14 protein-coding genes are annotated in these 21,060 nt (G+C 43.3%); 7 read left to right on the top strand and 7 right to left on the bottom strand.

Annotated features, from left to right (window positions below):
• Positions 1-56: 56 nt before the first annotated feature.
• The 5 genes from metH to B158_RS0112325 all read left to right on the top strand — a co-directional run bounded on the left by metH (position 57) and on the right by B158_RS0112325 (position 10,522).
• The gene (gene metH, locus B158_RS0112345; protein ID WP_018625700.1) at positions 57-3,740 is read left to right on the top strand and encodes a methionine synthase; all 3,684 of its coding nucleotides are present in this window, start codon (positions 57-59) and stop codon (positions 3,738-3,740) included.
• Positions 3,741-3,812: 72 nt separating this feature from the next.
• On the top strand, positions 3,813-4,223 hold the full coding sequence (locus B158_RS0112340) for a hypothetical protein (RefSeq protein WP_018625699.1): 411 nt from the start codon (positions 3,813-3,815) through the stop codon (positions 4,221-4,223).
• 140 nt (positions 4,224-4,363) lie between these two features.
• Positions 4,364-5,719, top strand: a complete 1,356-nt coding sequence (locus B158_RS0112335) for a TolC family protein (protein ID WP_018625698.1) — start codon at positions 4,364-4,366, stop codon at positions 5,717-5,719.
• Positions 5,720-5,735: 16 nt separating this feature from the next.
• Positions 5,736-7,397 carry an efflux RND transporter periplasmic adaptor subunit gene (locus B158_RS0112330; protein ID WP_018625697.1) on the top strand — a complete coding sequence of 554 codons (1,662 nt, stop codon included), beginning with the start codon at positions 5,736-5,738 and terminating at the stop codon, positions 7,395-7,397.
• Positions 7,394-10,522 (top strand): efflux RND transporter permease subunit, encoded by a 3,129-nt coding sequence (locus B158_RS0112325; protein WP_018625696.1) that lies wholly within the window; start codon positions 7,394-7,396, stop codon positions 10,520-10,522. The genes B158_RS0112330 and B158_RS0112325 overlap by 4 nt, the downstream gene beginning before the upstream one ends.
• A 34-nt stretch (positions 10,523-10,556) precedes the next feature.
• On the opposite strand, the gene metF is transcribed toward B158_RS0112325, so the two are convergent.
• The 4 genes from metF to metX all read right to left on the bottom strand — a co-directional run bounded on the left by metF (position 10,557) and on the right by metX (position 16,150).
• The gene (gene metF / locus B158_RS0112320) at positions 10,557-11,483 is read right to left on the bottom strand and encodes a methylenetetrahydrofolate reductase (protein ID WP_018625695.1); all 927 of its coding nucleotides are present in this window, start codon (positions 11,481-11,483) and stop codon (positions 10,557-10,559) included.
• Positions 11,480-13,963 carry a bifunctional aspartate kinase/homoserine dehydrogenase II gene (gene metL, locus B158_RS0112315; protein ID WP_018625694.1) on the bottom strand — a complete coding sequence of 828 codons (2,484 nt, stop codon included), beginning with the start codon at positions 13,961-13,963 and terminating at the stop codon, positions 11,480-11,482. Before metL ends, metF begins: the two co-directional genes overlap by 4 nt.
• Entirely contained in the window at positions 13,956-15,134 is a 1,179-nt protein-coding gene (gene metB, locus B158_RS0112310; protein WP_018625693.1) for a cystathionine gamma-synthase, read from the bottom strand. Before metB ends, metL begins: the two co-directional genes overlap by 8 nt.
• Positions 15,131-16,150 (bottom strand): homoserine O-succinyltransferase MetX, encoded by a 1,020-nt coding sequence (gene metX, locus B158_RS0112305; protein WP_018625692.1) that lies wholly within the window; start codon positions 16,148-16,150, stop codon positions 15,131-15,133. Before metX ends, metB begins: the two co-directional genes overlap by 4 nt.
• 170 nt (positions 16,151-16,320) lie before the next feature.
• On the opposite strand from metX, the gene metJ reads away from it, so the two are divergent.
• Entirely contained in the window at positions 16,321-16,617 is a 297-nt protein-coding gene (gene metJ / locus B158_RS0112300; RefSeq protein WP_018625691.1) for a met regulon transcriptional regulator MetJ, read from the top strand.
• Positions 16,618-16,683: 66 nt separating this feature from the next.
• Here the strand turns inward: metJ and cysK are convergent, their stop codons facing one another.
• Complete coding sequence (cysK, locus tag B158_RS0112295; RefSeq protein WP_018625690.1) at positions 16,684-17,631, bottom strand: cysteine synthase A; 948 nt, start codon at positions 17,629-17,631, stop codon at positions 16,684-16,686.
• A 285-nt stretch (positions 17,632-17,916) separates the two neighbouring features.
• Here cysK and B158_RS0112290 point away from each other — a divergent pair, with 285 nt between their 5' ends.
• Positions 17,917-18,921 (top strand): LysR substrate-binding domain-containing protein, encoded by a 1,005-nt coding sequence (locus B158_RS0112290; RefSeq protein ID WP_018625689.1) that lies wholly within the window; start codon positions 17,917-17,919, stop codon positions 18,919-18,921.
• Positions 18,922-18,978: 57 nt separating this feature from the next.
• Here B158_RS0112290 and B158_RS0112285 read toward each other — a convergent pair whose 3' ends face one another.
• Positions 18,979-19,917 carry a class I SAM-dependent methyltransferase gene (locus B158_RS0112285; protein ID WP_018625688.1) on the bottom strand — a complete coding sequence of 313 codons (939 nt, stop codon included), beginning with the start codon at positions 19,915-19,917 and terminating at the stop codon, positions 18,979-18,981.
• Between the two features lie 20 nt (positions 19,918-19,937).
• Positions 19,938-20,993, bottom strand: coding sequence for a quinolinate synthase NadA (gene nadA / locus B158_RS0112280; RefSeq protein ID WP_026309398.1), 1,056 nt, complete (start codon positions 20,991-20,993; stop codon positions 19,938-19,940).
• Between the last annotated feature and the right edge of the window lie 67 nt (positions 20,994-21,060).

Below are 21,060 nucleotides of genomic sequence, written 5' to 3'. Positions count from 1 at the left end.
ACGTCTTTTTTATTGCCGTAAGTTATATAGCGCAACATGTCATTATTGAGAACTGAATGAGCAAAACACAAAAATTAAAAGAACTTCTAAATCACCGTATCTTATTGCTAGATGGCGCAATGGGTACCATGATTCAGCAATATCAATTAACTGAGGAAGATTATCGCGGCGATAGATTTGCTGACTGGCCAAGTGATCTAAAAGGTAATAATGACCTTTTGAGTCTCACCCAACCACAAATCATTTCTGATATTCATAAAGCATACCTTGAAGCTGGTTCTGACATTATCGAAACCAATACATTTAATGCTACACGGGTAGCTATGGCCGATTACGGCATGCAGGAATTATCTGCAGAAATCAACCGAGAATCTGCAAAACTGGCGAGACAAATCGCCGATGCATATTCTACTTCAAACAAACCACGATTCGTGGCCGGGGTACTGGGCCCTACCAACCGTACCTGCAGCATCTCACCGGATGTTAATGATCCCGGATTTCGTAATATCTACTTTGACGAGCTGGCTGAGGCATATTACGAATCGACCCAGGCGCTGATTGAAGGTGGCGCGGATATTCTTTTGATTGAAACGGTTTTCGATACGCTTAACGCCAAAGCCGCGATTTTTGCGGTGAAGAAATATTTTGATGATCATCAGGTTGAATACCCGATCATGCTTTCCGGAACCATAACCGATGCATCAGGAAGAACACTTACCGGTCAGACGACCGAGGCTTTTTATAACTCCATCCGTCATGCTAACCCTATTAGTGTCGGTTTGAATTGTGCATTGGGGCCTAATGATTTACGCGCCTACATTGAAGAGTTATCACGTATCAGTGAATTTGCCATTTCAGCGCATCCAAACGCCGGCCTGCCTAATGAGTTTGGTGGCTACGACGAAACACCTGATGACATGGCCAGGGAAATGTCAGAGTGGATCGACAAAGGCTTTATCAATATTATCGGTGGCTGCTGCGGTACCACTCCTGAGCACATCGCCCGATTCAATACAATGATTGAGGGTGCGCAACCGCGTAAGCAATTTAATACTGAAGCCAAATGCCGCTTATCAGGACTGGAGGCATTAAACCTTGATGACTCGAGCCTGTTCGTCAACGTTGGTGAGCGAACCAATGTCACTGGCTCCGCCAAGTTTTTGCGTTTGATAAAAGAAGGCGATTTCGAAACCGCCATCGAGGTGGCACTTGAGCAAGTCGAAAATGGTGCTCAGGTGATTGATATCAACATGGACGAAGGAATGCTGGATTCACAGGCTGCCATGCAACGCTTTTTAAATTTGATCGCAGCCGAACCTGACATTAGTCGCGTTCCCATTATGATTGACTCCTCTAAATGGGAAATCATAGAAGCTGGCCTGAAATGCATTCAGGGCAAAGGCATCGTTAATTCGATTTCTTTAAAAGAAGGCGAACAGCAGTTCCTTGAGCAGGCCAGGCTTGTTCAACGCTATGGTGCTGCCGTCATCATTATGGCTTTTGATGAAGATGGTCAGGCCGATACACTAGAGCGTAAAACAGAGATTTGTCAGCGCGCCTATAACCTGCTGATCGAAAAACTCAACTTTGATCCCCAGGACATTATTTTTGATCCCAATATTTTTGCTATCGCCACGGGAATTGAAGAACACAACAACTATGCCGTGGACTTCATTGAAGCCACGCATTGGATCAAACAAAACTTACCTGGCGCACGAGTATCTGGCGGTGTGTCAAACGTATCCTTTTCATTCCGCGGTAACAATACCGTTCGTGAGGCTATTCATGCCGTGTTCCTCTACCATGCCATTAACGCCGGAATGGATATGGGTATTGTAAATGCTGGTCAGCTAGAAGTTTATAGCGCTATTCCGGATGACCTTAAGCAAACGGTAGAAGACGTCGTCCTGAATCGCTCACCTGAAGCCACGGAAAAGCTGCTTGAATTGGCAGAGCAATATCGCAGTTCAGGACAGGACGTTAAGGAAAAAGAAACTCAGGAGTGGCGAAAGTGGCCGGTCAACAAACGTTTGGAACACTCTTTGGTAAAAGGCATTACCGAATTTATTGATGAAGATGTCGAAGAAGCCCGTCAACTAGCCGAACGCCCACTTCATGTTATTGAAGGCCCGTTAATGGATGGAATGAACGTGGTCGGTGATTTGTTTGGCTCCGGCCAGATGTTCCTGCCGCAGGTGGTCAAGTCAGCTCGCGTGATGAAAAAAGCGGTCGCCTATCTCCTGCCCTTTATGGAGGAAGAGAAGAAGCGCTTAAAACTTGCTGATAAACCCAAAGGCAAAATCGTCATGGCTACTGTAAAAGGCGATGTCCATGACATTGGAAAGAATATAGTTGGTGTCGTACTACAATGTAACGGTTATGAAGTAATTGATCTCGGCGTCATGGTACCTTGCGATAAGATTCTAGATACGGCAATTGAACACAACTGCGATATCATCGGCCTGTCGGGACTTATTACTCCGTCGCTTGAAGAAATGGTTCATGTTGCAAAAGAAATGCAACGACGTGGACTAGATTTACCGTTACTGATTGGTGGCGCTACCACGTCAAAAATACATACCGCGGTGAAAATTGAACCTCATTATCAACACCCGGTTATGTATGTGATGGATGCATCGCGAGTAGTCGGCGTAGTTAATAAGTTGTTAGGTGAACACAAAGACGCTTATGTCAGCGAGATCAAAGACGAGTATCAAAAGCTCCGTTCAGAGCGTGAGAAACGTCAGAAAAAATCCAGCCTTGCCAGCCTTAATCAAGCCAGACAGTTTGCAGCCAAAATAGACTGGTCAAAAACAGTTATCACCAAGCCCTCTTTTCTTGGTACTAAAGTATTCCATGATTACCCTCTGGAAGATTTGTTACCCCGCATTGACTGGACGCCCTTCTTTCGCTCCTGGCAACTAGCCGGAAAATTTCCCAATATCCTTGAAGATGAAGTTGTCGGTGAAACTGCCCAAAAGCTGTATCAGGACGCTCAATCGATGCTTAACAGAATCGTTGAAGAAAAATGGCTCACTGCTCGTGCGGTTATTGGTTTTTATCCAGCAAATTCCGTGGGCGATGACATTGAGCTCTATAGCGACGACAAAAGACAGCAACCCCTTTGCCATCTGCATAATCTTCGCCAGCAAAAGCAGACGCGAGACGGCAAGTTCAATTACTGCCTTTCAGATTTTATCGCCCCTAAAGAAACGGGGCTTAAAGACTACATGGGAGGCTTTGCGGTCACAGCGGGTATTGGTATCGATAAGCATGTGAAGGCTTATGAAGCAAATCATGATGACTATAACGCCATTTTGCTAAAAGCCCTGGCTGACAGACTGGCAGAAGCCTTTGCCGAGAGAATGCACGAATTAGTGCGAAAAGACTTCTGGGGCTATGTTCCTGATGAAAAGCTGGACAATGATGACCTGATTTCTGAGCAATATCAGGGGATCCGCCCTGCTCCCGGCTACCCGGCGTGCCCCGACCATACAGAGAAAGGAACCCTCTGGAACCTATTACAGCCCGATCAGGCAATAGGGCTCAATATTACTGAACATTTTGCCATGTATCCTACAGCTGCGGTTTCTGGCTGGTATTTTGCTCATCCTGAAGCACGTTATTTTGGTGTAGGCAAGATAGAGAAAGATCAGGTCAGTGACTACGCCCAGCGCAAGGGCTGGGACCTCGAAACTGCGGAAAAGTGGCTCGCACCTAGCCTTGGCTATGACACTTAGTTATGACATTAACGCACCAGAAGTTTTGAACTTTACCCAAAATAAGCTATCCTATTAGTGTTTTGGACATTCATGAGTCTTAAAGTGCAGCATAAACTGATACAAACATTAACCTTAGTATTAGCGTTACTGGCGTTTATCGGCCAGTCGAATGCTATGGTTAACATGCCTTGTATGAGCACTCATGAACAAGCACCCATTCTAATATCTGACAAATCAGATCAGCATTCAGGCATGGACCACTCTGTGATGAACCATGCTCAGATGAACCATTCAGATATGAGTCAGTCAGATGCTCTGTCCATGGACTGCTGCGAGGACAACGGTAACTGTGACATGAGCACTTGCTCTACTCCCGGCTTACTGATTGAACCTTACTTTAATTCGCAGACAGCCGAACGTAATTCCTCAATTGACTTGTACTCAGATCAAGCAATCGTTTCAATCTCCAGCTCTCTTTATAGACCACCCATCAACTACTAACACAGCATAGATCCGTCTTGAGTTTAAGACTTTATAGACTCAAGCATTAAGTCTGAGTTGGTAGTGTACTTCAGCACTCTACTCATAAGCATTTAGTTTAATCCAACATCGTTGGTTAATCGCTCTGCTGGAGGAGTGATATGTTCATAAAAGATTTAAAAGGCCATACTAGTGTATTGACCATTCTTTGCCTGATGAGTGTTCTCATTTTCGGCAATTCTGAGGCCGTTGCTAATTCCTCAGTTGCCTCTAGTCAGCTGACATTGGAACAGGCAGTTCAAATTGCACAAAATAATGATCCATGGCTAGAAAGTAACAAATTTCGCCAACAATCAATCAGTGCACAAAGTACTGCTGCCGGAAGCTTACCCGATCCCATGGTTTCCATTTCTGTAGCCAATTTACCGGTGGATAGTTTTGACTTTTCACAGGAAGCTATGACTCAACTTAAATTTGGCGTAACACAGGCTTTACCTCGTGGCGATAGTCTTGCCTTGTCACAAAAACGCCTCCAGCAAATAAGCCAGGAGTTTCCGCTACAACGCCAGGATCGAAAAGCAAAAGTAAAAGCTGCTATCAGCCAATTATGGTTAGATATTTTTCTCACAGCTCAAACGATTGAATTGATTGAAAAGGATCGTCCTCTTTTCGAGCAGCTGGCAGAAACAGCATCTATTAACTATTCCAGCGCCATGGGTCAAACAAGCCAACAGGATGTCATTAGAGCTCAGGTTGAATTGACCCGACTGGATGATCGATTAAGCCAACTTAGACAACAGTTAATTAGTAACAAAGCGCAACTAGTTGAGTGGTTAACGTCTTTGAATCATTCTCAATGGGCGATGAGAGAATTTGAATTACCAGACAATCTACCCGCAATCACTTTAGGTAGTGAACATTTGCTAAGTGAGAACAGGAATGAATATTCAGAAAAGCTAATTCAGCATCTTTCAAATCATCCACAGTTAGTAGCGTTTGAGCAGAAAATTAAAGCCAGCGATACCAGTATTGAACTTGCAAAACAGAGCTATAAACCACAGTGGAATTTGAATGCCAGTTACGGATACCGTGATGATAATCCTATGGGTAATAGTCGCTCAGACTTCTTCTCAGTTGGCGTCAGCTTCGATGTCCCGCTGTTTACGGAAAACCGTCAGGACCAGCAGGTTACTTCAAGCATAAAAGAGCGAGAAGCATATAAAGCCGATAAATGGTTAATGCTGAGAAATATGTTAGCCAGCGTACGAAATTTTCAAGGACAGCTAGCTGAGCTTGATAGCAGACGTCAGCTTTTCAATAACAAGTTGTTGCAGGAAATGCAGCAACAAGCTGAATCGACACTTAATGCTTACACCAATGATCGGGGTGACTTTGCAGAAGTCATGCGCGCTAGAATTGCAGAGCTGAATACCAAAATCGACGCCATGACCGTTGAGGTGAACTACCTCAAAACAGTCGTTCAATTAAATTACCTGTTCACACAGGCCGAGCAATAAATTTCAAGGTAACACTATGAAAAAATCAACTTTGACCACAGTCGTTAGTGCCGCAATTGTTGGTGCTGTTTTGGGTGTATCTCTTTCCACTTGGCTGGGTGATTCAGGTTCCTCAACGAATAACAATGCAGGCCCAAAAGAACCGCTATATTGGGTCGCCCCAATGGATCCGAATTATCGCCGAGATAAACCCGGTAAATCACCTATGGGTATGGATTTGGTTCCCGTTTATGAGGAAGCTCAGGATTCAGAGTCTCCTGGTACAGTGAGTATCTCTGCTGCAGTGGAAAATAATATTGCCGTTCGCACCGATACCGTTAAATACGGCACGCTAAACAATGCTATCAAAACTGTTGGCTATGTGCAGTTTAATCAAGACCAGCTGATTCATATTCACCCAAGAGTTGAAGGTTGGGTCGAAAAGCTATTCGTAAAGGCATCCGGTGATCCGGTAAAAAAAGACCAGCCTTTATACGAGCTTTATTCACCTCAGCTGGTCAATGCTCAGGAAGAATATGTTTTAGCATTAAAGCGTAACAGTGGCGAACTGATTCAGGCTGCTCGTAACCGTCTAAGAGCTCTTCAATTACCTGAGTCATTCATACAGCAACTGGGCAAGAAGCGTCAGGTGAAGCAAACCGTTACCTTTTATTCACCCCAAGATGGTGTCATTGATCAGCTTAGCATTCGCGAAGGATTTTACGTACAACCTGGCACAACTATGATGTCAATTGGCACGTTGGAGCAGGTGTGGGTTGAAGCAGAAGTTTTTGAAAGACAGGCTGAGCTCCTTAAGATCGGTTTGCCGGTGACCATGAGCCTTGATTACTTCAATGGTCAATCCTGGAAAGGCGAAATTGATTATATCTACCCTTCGCTTGATAGCACCAACCGAACTTTGCGTGTTCGCATCCGATTCAACAATCCTGATCACAAACTTAAGCCCAATATGTTCAGTCAGATCGTTATTCATGCTGACTCAGATAAACGCCAGCTGTTAGTGCCTAAGGAAGCAGTTATCCGAACCCAAAAACAGGATCGCGTAGTATTGGATTTAGGTGATGGAAAATTTAAATCGGTTGAAGTTCTACTGGGAGCTACTGGTGATAAATTCTTCGAAGTCATTGAAGGTCTGGAAGAAGATGACCGCGTGGTCACCTCGGCACAGTTTTTGATTGATTCGGAATCCAGTAAAAGCTCTGACTTTAAACGCCTCAGTCAAGAGGATGAAAACGAGTCCATATGGGTAGAAGCAACTATCAACAGTGTTATGGCACATCACAATATGCTGAATGTTAGTCACGGTCCTGTTGAACAATGGCAGTGGCCGGCCATGACCATGGATCTCAACACTCAGGAAGATCTTGATTTATCACAGTTAAAATCGGGGATGACTGTGCATATTGAAATCAGCAAATTATCTGATGGCAGTTTTATGATAACCGAAATACACATTCCCGATCAGAATGACAAACAACAGGACGAAGAAGTTGACCACTCGACTATGGACCACTCGACTATGGACCACTCGACTATGGACCACTCGACTATGGACCACTCGACTATGGACCACTCGACTATGGACCACTCGACCATGGACCACTCGACCATGGACCACTCGACCATGGACCACTCGACCATGGACCATAGTTCAACTGACGAGGAGAATAAGGAATGATCGCATCCATTATTCGCTGGTCAATTCATAATCGTTTCTTCGTCCTGCTGGCAACACTGATCCTTGTTGGTGTTGGGATTTATTCCCTCAAGAAAACACCGGTAGATGCGATACCAGACCTATCAGATGTACAGGTCATAATAAAAACCAGTTATCCAGGGCAAGCTCCTCAGGTTGTAGAGGATCAGGTAACTTACCCGTTAACCACTGCCATGCTTTCGGTGCCAGGCGCACAAACGGTACGCGGCTTTTCATTCTTTGGTGACTCTTATGTTTATGTCATTTTCGATGAAGACACCGACCTCTATTGGGCACGCTCAAGAGTCTTGGAATACTTAAGCCAGGTTGCTCCTAGCCTACCTGAAACAGCAAAACCCCAGCTTGGTCCCGATGCTACCGGCGTCGGCTGGGTATACCTTTATGCATTGGTCGACAAAAGTGGCCAACAAGATATCAGCCAGTTACGAAGCATACAGGACTGGTTTTTAAAGTATGAACTTCAAACCGTCGATGGTGTTTCAGAAGTCGCCACCGTTGGCGGTATGGTTAAACAATATCAGGTCAAAGTTGATCCTGAGAAACTTCGTGCCTACTCAATCCCATTGGATTTAATCCAACGAGCCATTCAACAAAGCAATCAGGAAGTTGGTGCATCAGTTATTGAAATGGCCGAAGCCGAGTACATGGTCAGAGCAAGCGGTTATCTGAAAAATCAGGAAGACATTGGACTGATACCACTTGGTGTCAACGAGCAAGGCACTCCGCTGTTGCTAAAAGATGTGGCGGACATTTCAGTTGGCCCGCAGATGCGACGCGGTATCGCAGAACTTAATGGTCAAGGTGAAACTGTTGGCGGCATTATAGTCATGCGTTTCGGCGAGAATGCCCAACAAACGATTAATGCCGTAAAAGATAAACTCGCTCAATTACAATCAAGCCTTCCTCAAGGTGTTGAACTGGTTACAGTCTATGACCGAAGCGGGCTGATTGAACGCGCGGTAGATAATTTGTGGCAGAAACTTATTGAAGAGCTGTTAATTGTTGCACTGGTTTGCATGGTGTTCCTGTTCCATGTCCGCTCATCACTGGTGGCCGTTATCAGTCTGCCAGTTGGAATCTTAACGGCATTTATTATCATGCACTGGCAAGGTCTCAACGCCAATATCATGTCACTTGGTGGAATAGCTATTGCCATTGGTACTATGGTGGATGGTGCTATTGTGATGATTGAAAATATGCATAAACACCTTGAGCGAGCAAGGACTGAGCATCAAACGCTAACCAGCAAGCAGCGCTGGGAAGTTGTTAGCCAGTCAGCGACCGAAGTGGGGCCTGCATTATTTTTCAGCCTCCTCATCATCACAGCTAGCTTTATTCCGGTATTCACACTTGAGGCACAGGAAGGACGTATGTTCTCTCCGCTCGCCTTCACCAAAACTTACGCTATGGCTGCTTCCGCTGCTTTGGCTATCACTTTGGTTCCAGTACTTATGGGGTATTTTGTACGTGGCAAAATCAGGCCTGAAAACAAAAACCCAATCAATAGAGCTTTAAGCCAGGTATATAAACCAGTACTCACCAGAATCTTACGTTTTCCTAGAACTACATTAGGTGTCATTGCTTTGCTAATGATTGTCGGTTTATGGCCAGCAACCAAAATCGGTAGCGAGTTTATGCCTGAACTCGATGAAGGCGATCTGATGTATATGCCTACTACCTACCCTGGTTTGTCTATCGGTGAAGCTCGTGAAATACTTCAGCAGACTGATAAGCTAATAATGACTGTACCCGAAGTCAAAACGGTTTTTGGTAAGATTGGACGTGCTGACACGGCGACCGATCCGGCTCCATTAACCATGATTGAAACTTTTATTCAATTAAAACCAAAGAACCAATGGCGGGAAGGCGTTACTACGAGCAGCATCAAGCAAGAGCTCGAAAACTTGGTAAGAATACCTGGACTTTCAAATGCTTGGGTAATGCCAATTAAAACTCGCATCGATATGCTAGCTACCGGCATTAAAACACCTGTTGGTATAAAAGTTTCTGGGCCAGACCTCAGTGTCATTGAAAGTATTGGCAAACAACTGGAACAAATATTACAGAAGGTACCCGGAACCGCTTCGGTCTACTCTGAACGAGTCGCTGGAGGGCGCTATCTGGATATTGATATTCATAGAGAACAGGCTGCCCGTTATGGCTTGAATATTAAAAACATTCAGCAGGTCATTTCGACTGCAGTTGGTGGTATGAATATCACACAGACGGTTGAAGGCCTTGAGCGTTACCCCGTGAATATCCGTTATCCGCAGGAATACCGTGATTCACCAGAACAACTGGCACTGCTTCCGATTGTCACACCTGCTGGACAAAGAATTGCTTTGGGCGATGTAGCGACCATTCAAATCCTCGATGGACCACCCGCCATCAAAAGTGAAAATGCCCGTATCAATGGCACCGTGTTCGTCGATATTGACAATATCGATATCGGTCACTATGTAAGTCAAGCACAGCAGGTCGTTAATGAACAACTGGAGCTGCCTGCTGGCTACTCGCTGAATTGGGCTGGCCAGTATGAATACATGCTCAGAGCTGAGAAAAAGCTCAGCTATGTGTTACCACTGACCTTAGCCATCATCATGGTATTGCTCTATTTAAGTTTTAGAAACTTGATGGAAGTTATCATTATCATGGGCACCCTGCCGCTGGCCATTGTCGGAAGCCTTTGGCTGACTTACCTGATGGGTTTAAACTTTTCGGTGGCAGTCTGGGTTGGCTTTATAGCACTGGCAGGTGTGGCTGTCGAGATTGGGGTCATTATGCTGGTCTACCTCAACCAGTCGTATAAAGAACTGATTGATTCAAGCACAACTAAATTGGATAAAGAACAGCTGAAACAGGCCATTATTGATGGAGCGTCATTACGAGTCCGTCCAATTATGATGACAGCTGCATCAATCATATTAGGTCTATTACCGATTCTACTTGGCGGTGGTACTGGTGCTGAACTGATGAGTGGAATCGCCACGCCTATGGTAGGCGGTATGTTAAGTGCTTTAATATTGACTCTCGTCGTTCTACCTTTGGTGTATTACCTCTGGCGCGCACGCTCTATTCAAAACTAAGTCGATTAAGATGCTGGTGGTTGTCACCAGCATCCTAACTCGCGGCTGCAAAACAATCTCTTCTACCTAAGCTATGACAAATGGCATAGGTTAGGTCTGCACGGTTTAAGGTATAAAAGTGGAAGTTCTTAATACCTTCCTTAGCCAGTAGTTTTACCTGCTCGATCGCAATGTGCGATGCAATCAGTTGCCGGGTTATAGGATCCTGATCAAGCCCTTGGTACAGCTTATGCATCCAGCCAGGAATCTCAACCTGAGTAAAACGAGCAAACTTCAACAACTGTAAAAAATTAGTTACTGGCAAAATGCCCGGAATCAATTCCACATCAACATTATCACGAACACATTTATCCCTAAGTCTTAGGAAATGTTCTGCATTAAAAAAGAATTGAGTTATCGCTCGACTGGCGCCAGCGTCTACTTTTCGCTTAAGGTTTTCAAAGTCTGATTGAGCTGACATTGCCTCCGGATGCACTTCGGGATAGGCTGCAACACTGATATCAAAGTCGTACAGACTTTTTAATTTTTTAACCAAGTCGGTGGCGTAGGTAAAGTCACCACTATGAATGTCAGAGCTTTCAGGTTGATCACCACGCAAAGCAACAATATGGCGAACACCGACTTCCCAATAGCGATGAGCAATTTGCTCAATTTCAGCCTCAGAAGCGTCAACACATGTTAAGTGAGGCACTGCATTCAAACTGGTCTCCGTAAAAATCTTTTCAATCACTTCATGAGTGCGCTCACGAGTACTGGCACCAGCTCCATAAGTTACAGAAACAAAATCTGGTTGTAGTGGTTCCAGCTTCTTTATGCTCTGCCACAAAACCTGATTCATATCCTCACTACGCGGCGGAAAAAATTCAAAAGAAATATTAACGTTGCCAGAAAGGCTGGCAAAATCATTGTTGTTCCTTTCCAGTTCTTGAACATGCGAGTACAAACGTTCTGCTCGATTCATGCAACACTCCTTAGTAAATCACAAAGATCATTAAGAACGCCTGCTGCAGTTACTTCACGACCAGCCCCAGGGCCTTGTAGAATTAAAGGGTTGTCCTTGTACCATTCACTACGAATGGCAAAAACATTGTCACAAGGGTTCAGAATTGCGAAAGGGTGATCCGGCTGGATGACTTCTAACTTCAGGCTCAGTTCCTGCTTGGTTAAACTCGCAATGTAGCGAAGCAAGCCACCTTGAGATTTTGCTTGCTGATACAGTTCAGCATAGTATTCATCAATGGCACTTGAGTTATCCCAAAATTGCAGCAGGTCACCCTGGAGTAAGGAATCGGGTATAGCGGGCTCAAAATTCTCTTTTGCATCAAAGAANCCAGCCTCTCTAGCCAGAATTCTAATCTTTCGTATAACATCATTACCCGATAAATCTTCACGTGGATCTGGTTCGGTGTAAGCATTGTCCTTGGCTTCAAGTAGTAACTTTGAAAAAAGCTTTCGACCGTCAAACTGCCCAAACAACCAAGACAGTGAACCTGAAAAAATTCCAGAGATACTAAGTATCGTATCGCCCGCTTCTTTAAGTTTCTTGATACTTGACTGGATAGGAATCCCTGCACCAGCTGTAGTATTTTTGAGCCACTTACGATTTTTTTGTGTCTGAATTTGCTCAATATGACTTGCAAGTTTATGATCCGATGCTGCAATTTTATTGGCCGATATAATATGCCAACCATTATTAGCGAACTCGCCATAGAGATTTGCAATTTCTTCACTGGCAGTAAGGTCAATAACAACCAGCTCTTTATTTGAGTAATCGGTTAAGGCATTTAAAAGCTGATTATTAAGATTACTCTGAATTAATGGTTTATTGTCATAAGAGTTGTTTTCAGTATCCCTATCGTCCCCTAACAGTTGGACCGTATCTTCATGACGGGTTAAGCAGTTATTGGAAAGTACGTAATGTCTGCTATTTGCCACCGCCAATAATGATAATGACCGATTAAGAGATGACTCAATTTCAGGTTTATTATCCTTTAGGATTCTTAAAAACTGTTTACCAATATTGCCATAACCAAGAACTACAATTGGTATCGACGGTTCCCTTTCAAAAAAAGTGTCATGCAGGTCATGCAGTAAAGTAATGGCCTGTTCATCTTCAATTAAAACGCATAGCGTATGTGCATTAGCAGGATAGTGAATTTCTTCAATAGAATATCGTTCAAGTCGCTCAATGAATTTGCTGATGACTTTATGATTCTGACGTATCCCCTGACCAACTAGACTAATCAGCGACAGATTATTTTTTTCAACAATAGGATAAAACTGCGCGGCCTGAATAATGGATATACAATTAAACCGGTCTGGTTCTGCCACATAAAATGTCAGCCTGTCCAAAGTCCGGTCAAAATTACTGGCATAACTGGCAATCTGGTTCAGTAATATTTTCTGCTGAACAGTACGAGCACTAAGCTCATTAATATTATTAATGACAATGCGAACTAATGCCTGTTTAGCGGCTATCGTTTTTACCTGACCAGAACTTGTGGGGTGTTGTGTGATTTGAGTTCCATGCGAGTGATCTAAGAGAGAACTTTTTATGGTAGCGCTGGTTTTATAGGTTAAAAGTGGCGTGACGGTTTTTTGATGTAGCACGTTGGCCCCTAACTCTGAAATCGCCTGAGCCTCACATAATGATAAATGCTCCACTCTCTGCGCATTGCTTACGATATTGGGATCGGCAGTGAAGATTCCATCCACATCGGTCCAAATAGTGACTGAAGCTGCCTTTACTAACTGCGCTATAACCGTTGCGCTATAATCACTTCCGTTTCGTCCCAACGTAACGAGTTTGCCGCAATTATCACTAGCAATAAAACCAGTAAATACAAATCGAGCATAATTGGGTTCTAAATGATTAAGAGTTGACTCATACAGACTGGAAAAATTAGCTTCAGCAAATTGCTCATCAAATTGACTATATTCATGAAGTGACGTCAGCTTAAGATAATGGCTGGCATCTACAGCCTGTGCAGTACATTGATGACTGCTCAATAGATAGACAAGAAGCCTGGCGGACCATATCTCACCGAAAGCCAGAATACTGTCCGTTGGAACAGGTTGCTGCTGGCACAAAACCTTTATGTCTTCTATGTCATTGCCGAGCTGTTTTAAAAACTTATCAGCATCGATAGCTAGCCCTGAAGATAACTGTCTAAAATATTCCACTAGTTCTAATACAGATCGATGACGGCCGTGGGCAGCATCGATTAACCGATCCGTAACATCACCATTAGCAGAAACCACAACAATATCACCTGGCTTAGTATGATTGACAATAATGTCGCAGACTTTCACTAATTGTTCAGTGGTAGCCAAGCTGGAACCACCAAATTTATGCACATTAATTCCCAAACTTTTATAACTTCTACAAACAGTAGAATGTTCTCTATAGTTCTCCGTTTTAAACTGCCCCTTATCAACCATGTTGCTCACCCTTTAACACTTTAATCTGACATCGTTTAAAAGCGCTCGCTAAGTCTTTAATCAGATCAGCCGCCTCCTCTATCCCAACTGATAGCCTTAACAAACTACTGCTGATACCGGCCGTTTCTCGAGCCTTATCATCCATTGCAGCGTGAGTCATAGTTGCAGGGTGACAGATCAAACTTTCCACACCTCCAAGAGATTCGGCAAGTGAGAACAGCTTCAGACTATTGACAAAAGTTCTTAGGTTGGCACTTTCTAAGTCCAATTCGAAAGACAACATGGCTCCGAAACCCTGTTGCTGTTGAGCCGCTATAGCGTGAGTTGAATGGGATTCGAGACCAGGATAGTAAATATGCTTAACCAGCGACTGCCGTTGTAAGAACTCAACTATTTTAAGAGTGTTTTCCTGATGCTGACGAATACGGACAGACAAGGTGCGTAAACCTCGACTGGTGATAAAGCTATCAAAGGGTGAGCCGGTTACCCCAATACAGTTTGCCCACCAGGCAAGTTTTTCATAAAGCGCCTGCTCTTTAGCAATAACTGCACCACCTACGACGTCACTATGACCATTGATGTATTTCGTTGTCGAATGAACAACCACGTCAGCTCCTAATTTTAGAGGCTGTTGCAAAGCGGGGGATAAAAAAGTGTTATCCACAACTTTTATAATATCATTACCGGCCAATTGGCAGAGCTTGTGGATATCAACAACTCTCAATAAGGGGTTACTGGGTGTTTCAATCCACAGTAACTTTGGCTTTCTTTTTAATGCAGACCGGAAACTCTCTTCGCTACCCTGATCAACAAACAGAATTTCAAACAGACCTTTCTTAGCAAGACTATTCAGTAAGCGATAGGTGCCGCCATAGCAGTCGTGTGGGGCAATAATCAAATCACCTTTATCCAATAGGTGAGTAACTAGATACACTGCTGACATGCCGCTTGAAGTAATGATTCCGCCAACACCAGATTCCAACTCGGCCAGGGTTTCAGCTAAGGTGTCACGGGTTGGGTTACCTGAACGGCTATAGTCATAGCGTCTTGGTTGTTCAAGATCGGAAAAAGTGTAATTTGAAGATAAATATAAAGGGGGAGTAACCGCCCCAAATTGCTGATCAGTTTCAATACCTGAACGAACGGAAATTGTCTGGTTAGAATGCGTCATAGCGTGTTCCTTAGAAATAGTGTGATACTCTCGGTTAACTGCGAGGCTTCCAGAAGAAAGCCATCGTGACCGTAGTATGAATTTATGATTTGGAATTTAGATTGGCCTTTACATAAAGTTGCAGTCTTTTTAACAAGATCAGCAGGCACTAACTGGTCACTATCGATACCAATAAACAAAGCATCATTAACAACCCCTTTAGGATCGACTTTGTGCAAATCGATGGACTGTGAAAGGGAACGATATCGTTCTATGTCAAACTTTGCTGCAAACTTATCCCCTTGATGCTTTAGATAATTAACCAGCTCATAACTAAGACTTTGTTGTTCAATAACCCTGCTGGTATTAAAGCGATGCTCAAGCTCTTGCTGGCTACGGTAACTGATAAAACCTAATTGGCGAGCAATTGATACTGCTTCTTTTGTTTTGCCAGAGCTAATTCCTAATTCGAGAATTTGCTGCTGAATCTGACGCTGTGCTATCGAAGTCTGTGTATTAGTGTGAGCAGCAGCGATACAGACCAACTTGTTAATTTTTTGTGGAAAGAGATGAGCAAAAGCCAGCGCAACCATACCTCCATATGAACTACCGACAATTGCTTCTAAGTGTTTGATGCCTAAATGCACTAAAACTTCACTAATAACTCTGGCCTGGTCGAAAGTTGAAATTAAACTGGGGTTACGTTGATCACTATTCGCAATGTAATCCACACCAATAACTTGAAATTGTTCTAAATCTAATGGTTTTTGATGGCCAAATAAGTCGGTCCACCACACATGGATGTCACGAGAAGAAGAAATACCACCAAGCACAACTAATGCTGGCTTATGGTTTACGCCATACCGGTTGTAATGAACTGAAATATCACTGAGCCTATCACCATGCAATAAATCAAAATGCTCTATAGAAACGGTTCCGGTATCTATAAAACCGGTACCTGCCTCTGAACTGCTGGATAAGGGAATCCATCCTTCCTCAGTGGTTATGGCTTGTTGGTCAACTGCTTGATTGGTCATCACCTACCTCTTAAAAGGCATCAATCTGTATTGGAGTATGCCTGAAAAAACAAGAAAGACGTTTAGACGTCTATATGGCCAATATATTATTAGCTTCTATTGAAAGTCAAGATGTTTAGAGGGCTAAAAAAAATGTATAATAACCACATCGAATAAGACACGAGGTGAATATGGCAAAAGATTGGGATGGAAACTTTATCAATCCATACGTTGAGCACGGCGAAAAAAAGGATAAAGTAAAAAAAATAACAGTATCAATACCCTTTTCGGTACTCAAAATTTTGACAGACGAAAGAACCAGACGCCAAGTTAATAACTTACGTCATGCAACCAACAGTGAATTGTTGTGCGAGGCATTTTTACATGCTTACACCGGCCAGCCGCTACCAACCGATGAAGACTTGAGAAAAGATAGGGATGATTATGTCCTCGATATGGAAGCGCGAGGCAAGAAAGTTAAAAAGTGAACATCAGCTATAATATTAAACACAATAAAAAGCAGGATTAATTCCTGCTTTTTATTTGCTTAAAGATTAATTTAAGACTTCATCATCACTGCCTTCATTGATTCCTTCGAACAGGAACGTGCTCATGTAGCGCTCACCGGTATCAGGTAACATTGCCAATATGGTGGCACCCTCTTCTGCATCTTTAGCTACCTCAAGCGCGGCCGCAAAGGTTGCACCTGCTGATATACCACAAAAGATTCCCTCTTTTTGAGCCAAAGCCAAGGCTGTATCTCGGGCTACGACATCATCAATTGGAATCAGACGATCATAGATATCCTGGTTCATCACTTCAGCAATAAAGTCAGGTGTCCAACCTTGAATTTTATGGGGTTGCCACTCTTTACCAGCTAACAAAGAAGCCCCTGCAGGTTCAGTAGCTATAATTTTAGTTTCTGGACGGGCAACTTTTAGAACTTCCCCCACACCAGTGATTGTTCCACCCGTGCCATATCCACTTACAAAGTAATCCAGGCGCTTACCGGCAAAGTCCTTTAGTATTTCTGGAGCTGTGGTATTCCGATGGTAAGCAGGATTAGCTTCATTCTCAAACTGACGAGCGAGGAACCAACCATTTTTATCCGCCAGCTCTTTAGCCACACGCACCATTCCGGTTCCACGCTCTGCTGCTGGTGTCAGAACAACCTTGGCCCCAAGCGCCCTCATGATCTTTCGTCGCTCAATCGAGAAGGTTTCCGTCATTACAGCAACAAATGGATAACCTTTTGCGGCACAGACCATAGCTAATGCGATACCGGTGTTTCCAGATGTGGCCTCTACCACTGTCTGCCCGGGTTCTAGCAATCCCTTCTGTTCGGCATCGTTAATAATAGCAAAGGCCAGGCGATCCTTGACGGATGCTAATGGGTTAAAAAACTCCGCTTTTACATACATACTGATATTTTTCGGAGCCAGCCTATTAATTTTAATGATTGGTGTATTACCAATCGTCTCCAGAATGGAATTATGAATCATGAATAAAACCTCTATACAAATAACATTCGGTTATTTATCTCAATAAAAACTGAAACTTAAGTTCAACTATTCAAAAATAACTTTATGACTTAGATAAAAAAGGACGCAACAAATCTAAGCATAATAAGGTTTGTAAGCTAATTGTTTTTCATTATCTTCTAATAACCCTCGGTTATAAAGAAGTATAATTAATTTGCACAATATATCTGAAGGATATATAAGATATTGCTTTTAACTATAAAGCATGCTAATTTTCACAGCCATTTAAACATTTAGACGTCCAAAATGAAACTACAACAGCTAAAATATTTAATCGCTATTGCGGATAATAATCTGAGCATCACCAGTGCTGCCCAGAAAATTTTCACTTCTCAACCCGGGATCAGTAAGCAATTACGCCTTCTTGAAGATGAATTACAGACCAAGATCTTTGAGCGCAATGGCAAACAATTGGTAGGAATAACCCAGGTGGGCAAAGAAATTCTGGCAAGAGCTCGCAAAGTCATGCAGGAGATTAATAATATTAAGCGTCTATCAAGTGAAATTAGCCAGCAAGACTCTGGCTGCTTTTCAATTGGAACCACTCAAACTCAAGCTCAGTACGTTTTGCCGCGCACATTCTCTACTTTCCATAAAGAATACCCTGGCTTGAAAATTGATCTGCATCAGGGAACAACAGAACAAATCATTGAACAGCTCAACAAGCAGGAAATCGATTTTGTTATAGCGTCAGGCAACGTTGAACTTGGGCCTGATATTGTTCAGATACCTTGCTACCAATGGGATAGAACATTACTGTTCCCTCAGGACCATGCACTGGGTGATCTAAGAAAAATTTCCCTCGAGGACTTGGTCCAATATCCGCTTGTAACTTATAACTTCAGCGACAAAGCCTCTTCTAGTTTGTTGCGGGCTTGTAAAGAACAAAAACTAGAACCCAATATTGTTTTCACGGCTCGTGATGCTGACATCATAAAAACATATGTTCGGAAAGGATTCGGTGTTGGAATTATCGCCAGCATGGCCTATGACAACGAGCATGATAAAGACTTAATCAGCTATTCGACACGTGAGATGTTACCTAAGTGCACTACTTGGCTTGCATTCAACAAGAACCTGTTCTTGAAACAGTATATGAAAGACTTTATTGAGCTGTTTGCTCCACATATTTCACAGCAAGAACTCATTCGTTACTTGTATAGTGAACATACATCATCCTCAGAATTACTGAATAGGATTAAAGCAAATGATAGTAAAGGGATTGAGTTTCGAAGAGTGGTTTCTGCATAGCGCTACGCCCTATTGGGGTAGCGCTATATTGCTTTGATAAAGAATAAATGCAATTGATTACTGAGCTGCTGGCTTGACGAATTTTAAAGTCATACGATCGCTCTCACCAATTTCCAGATACTGTTCTTTGTTTTCTTCACCTAGACGCAGACTTGGTGGCAAAGTCCATACTCCTTTGGGATGATCAGTAGTATCTTTGGGGTTAGCATTGATTTGTGATCGCTCAAGCAGTTTAAACCCAGCTTCTTCTGCCAAATCAATGACGAACTTTTCATGCATATATCCGGAGCTTGCTTTTTCGTCCTGCTCCAATCTAGTTGCCAAACGATGTTCTACAACACCGAGCATGCCACCTGGTCTTACAGCATCATGCATTAGCTTAAAGGCATTCAGTGCTTCTTCACGACCACCGCGCATCCAGTTATGCACATTACGGAAAGTGACCACTACATCAGCACTATTGGCAGGTGCTATTGGATTAGTAGACTTAGGGTCGAATACGGTTAACTCAACATTAGAATAAAGCTCTGGGCTCGCCGCCAACTTATCTCTGAAACCTTTAAGACTATTCTGGTAATACTCAACCTCCGAATTAGGGTCAAAATGTGCTGCATAGAGCTTTCCTTCTTCACCTAACCAGGGGGCAAGAATTTCAGTATACCAGCCGCCACCAGGCGAAACTTCAACAACAGTCATACCAGGACGGATACCAAAAAACTTAATCGTTTCGGCAGGATGACGATACTCATTTCGAGCTTTATTCTGCTCGCTTCTATGATCACCCTCAATAATGGATACTAATTTAGAGCCGGTAGTCTCTTTTTTGTCAGCTGTTGCTTCTGGCTTGGCTTCTGATTTAGCTTCCAGATTAGTTGTATCCTGTTTAGATTCTACGGCAACCAACTGACTCTCAGATTGCTCATTCTGCTCGTTACAGGCACTGATGCTTAGAGCCGTGATAATTGCTAAGGTTACTACCTTGATATTTGCTTTCATGAATTCCCCTTTGGTCTCTGTTAAATATTACTTTTAACGTTCGCTTGAATATCGTTAGCAAAATTTACCATTTTCTGTAAGGGGATCAATGCTTTTTCAGCTAAATCGTGATCAACAAACACTTCATTATCATCTTGCTCAAAGACCTGAGATAACAATTGCAGGACATTCATCTTCATCCAGGGGCAGTGTGCACAACTACGGCATGTTGCTCCTTCCCCTGCTGTGGGTGCAATAATCAGCTCTTTTTCAGGAGCTGCCTGCTGCATTTTATAGAAGATGCCTTTATCAGTAGCAACAATAACCTGCTTCTGAGGAAGTTCTTTGGCGGCTTTAATCAGTTGTGATGTTGAGCCAACAAAATCAGCCAGATCCACAATCTTTTGGGGGGACTCTGGATGTACCAGCACTGCAGCTTCTGGATACAAAGCCATAGTTTGCTCTAAGGCTTTGTATTTGAATTCATCATGAACAATACAGGCACCTTGCCACAACAGCATATCGGCACCTGTTTTTTGTTGGATATAGCGCCCCAGGTGCTTGTCAGGCCCCCAGATTATCTTTTTCCCTTGCTCGGCCAAATACTCAAGAACATCTACAGCAATACTGGAAGTCACCACCCAATCAGCACGTGCTTTAACGGCAGCTGAGGTATTTGCATAGACCACCACTTCTCGGTCAGGGTGCTGATCACAAAACTCACTGAAAGGTTCAATTGGGCACCCTAAGTCCAATGAACAGGTTGCCTCAAGAGTTGGCATGAGAACACGCTTTTCAGGGCTTAGAATTTTGGCCGTTTCTCCCATAAACTTAACTCCAGCAATAATTAGAGTGTCTGCCGGATGACGGGCTCCGAATTTGGCCATTTCCAGGGAATCACCTACAAAACCACCAGTTTCTTCAGCCAAAGCCTGAATTTCAGGGTCAGTATAATAATGAGCAATCAGCACAGCGTTATGCTGAGCCAATAACTCTTTGATTAACTTCCTATGATGTTCTTTTTCATCAGTAGAGAGTTCGACAGGAGGCTTTGGGAATGGAACATCAATTTCGATGGGCGCTACAGTTTGATTCATCGCCATATGTGGTATTGCAAAGTGGTTCGATCATTATATAACAGTTAGCATACAACTGATAAATCTT

Origin of the sequence: Kangiella aquimarina DSM 16071 (assembly GCF_000374105.1) — a bacterium.
Lineage (GTDB): Bacteria > Pseudomonadota > Gammaproteobacteria > Enterobacterales > Kangiellaceae > Kangiella > Kangiella aquimarina.
Note: the sequence above shows the minus strand (reverse complement) of the source record. Positions and strands in the feature narration are given on the sequence as shown.

Excerpts from the sequence above, each read along its gene's own strand:
- metH (WP_018625700.1), top strand. The coding sequence starts at position 57 with ATGAGCAAAACACAAAAATTAAAAGAACTTCTAAATCACCGTATCTTA.
- B158_RS0112340 (WP_018625699.1), top strand. The coding sequence starts at position 3,813 with ATGAGTCTTAAAGTGCAGCATAAACTGATACAAACATTAACCTTAGTA.
- B158_RS0112335 (WP_018625698.1), top strand. The coding sequence starts at position 4,364 with ATGTTCATAAAAGATTTAAAAGGCCATACTAGTGTATTGACCATTCTT.
- B158_RS0112330 (WP_018625697.1), top strand. The coding sequence starts at position 5,736 with ATGAAAAAATCAACTTTGACCACAGTCGTTAGTGCCGCAATTGTTGGT.
- B158_RS0112325 (WP_018625696.1), top strand. The coding sequence starts at position 7,394 with ATGATCGCATCCATTATTCGCTGGTCAATTCATAATCGTTTCTTCGTC.
- metF (WP_018625695.1), bottom strand. The coding sequence starts at position 11,483 with ATGAATCGAGCAGAACGTTTGTACTCGCATGTTCAAGAACTGGAAAGG.
- metB (WP_018625693.1), bottom strand. The coding sequence starts at position 15,134 with ATGACGCATTCTAACCAGACAATTTCCGTTCGTTCAGGTATTGAAACT.
- metX (WP_018625692.1), bottom strand. The coding sequence starts at position 16,150 with ATGACCAATCAAGCAGTTGACCAACAAGCCATAACCACTGAGGAAGGA.
- metJ (WP_018625691.1), top strand. The coding sequence starts at position 16,321 with ATGGCAAAAGATTGGGATGGAAACTTTATCAATCCATACGTTGAGCAC.
- cysK (WP_018625690.1), bottom strand. The coding sequence starts at position 17,631 with ATGATTCATAATTCCATTCTGGAGACGATTGGTAATACACCAATCATT.
- B158_RS0112290 (WP_018625689.1), top strand. The coding sequence starts at position 17,917 with ATGAAACTACAACAGCTAAAATATTTAATCGCTATTGCGGATAATAAT.
- B158_RS0112285 (WP_018625688.1), bottom strand. The coding sequence starts at position 19,917 with ATGAAAGCAAATATCAAGGTAGTAACCTTAGCAATTATCACGGCTCTA.
- nadA (WP_026309398.1), bottom strand. The coding sequence starts at position 20,993 with ATGAATCAAACTGTAGCGCCCATCGAAATTGATGTTCCATTCCCAAAG.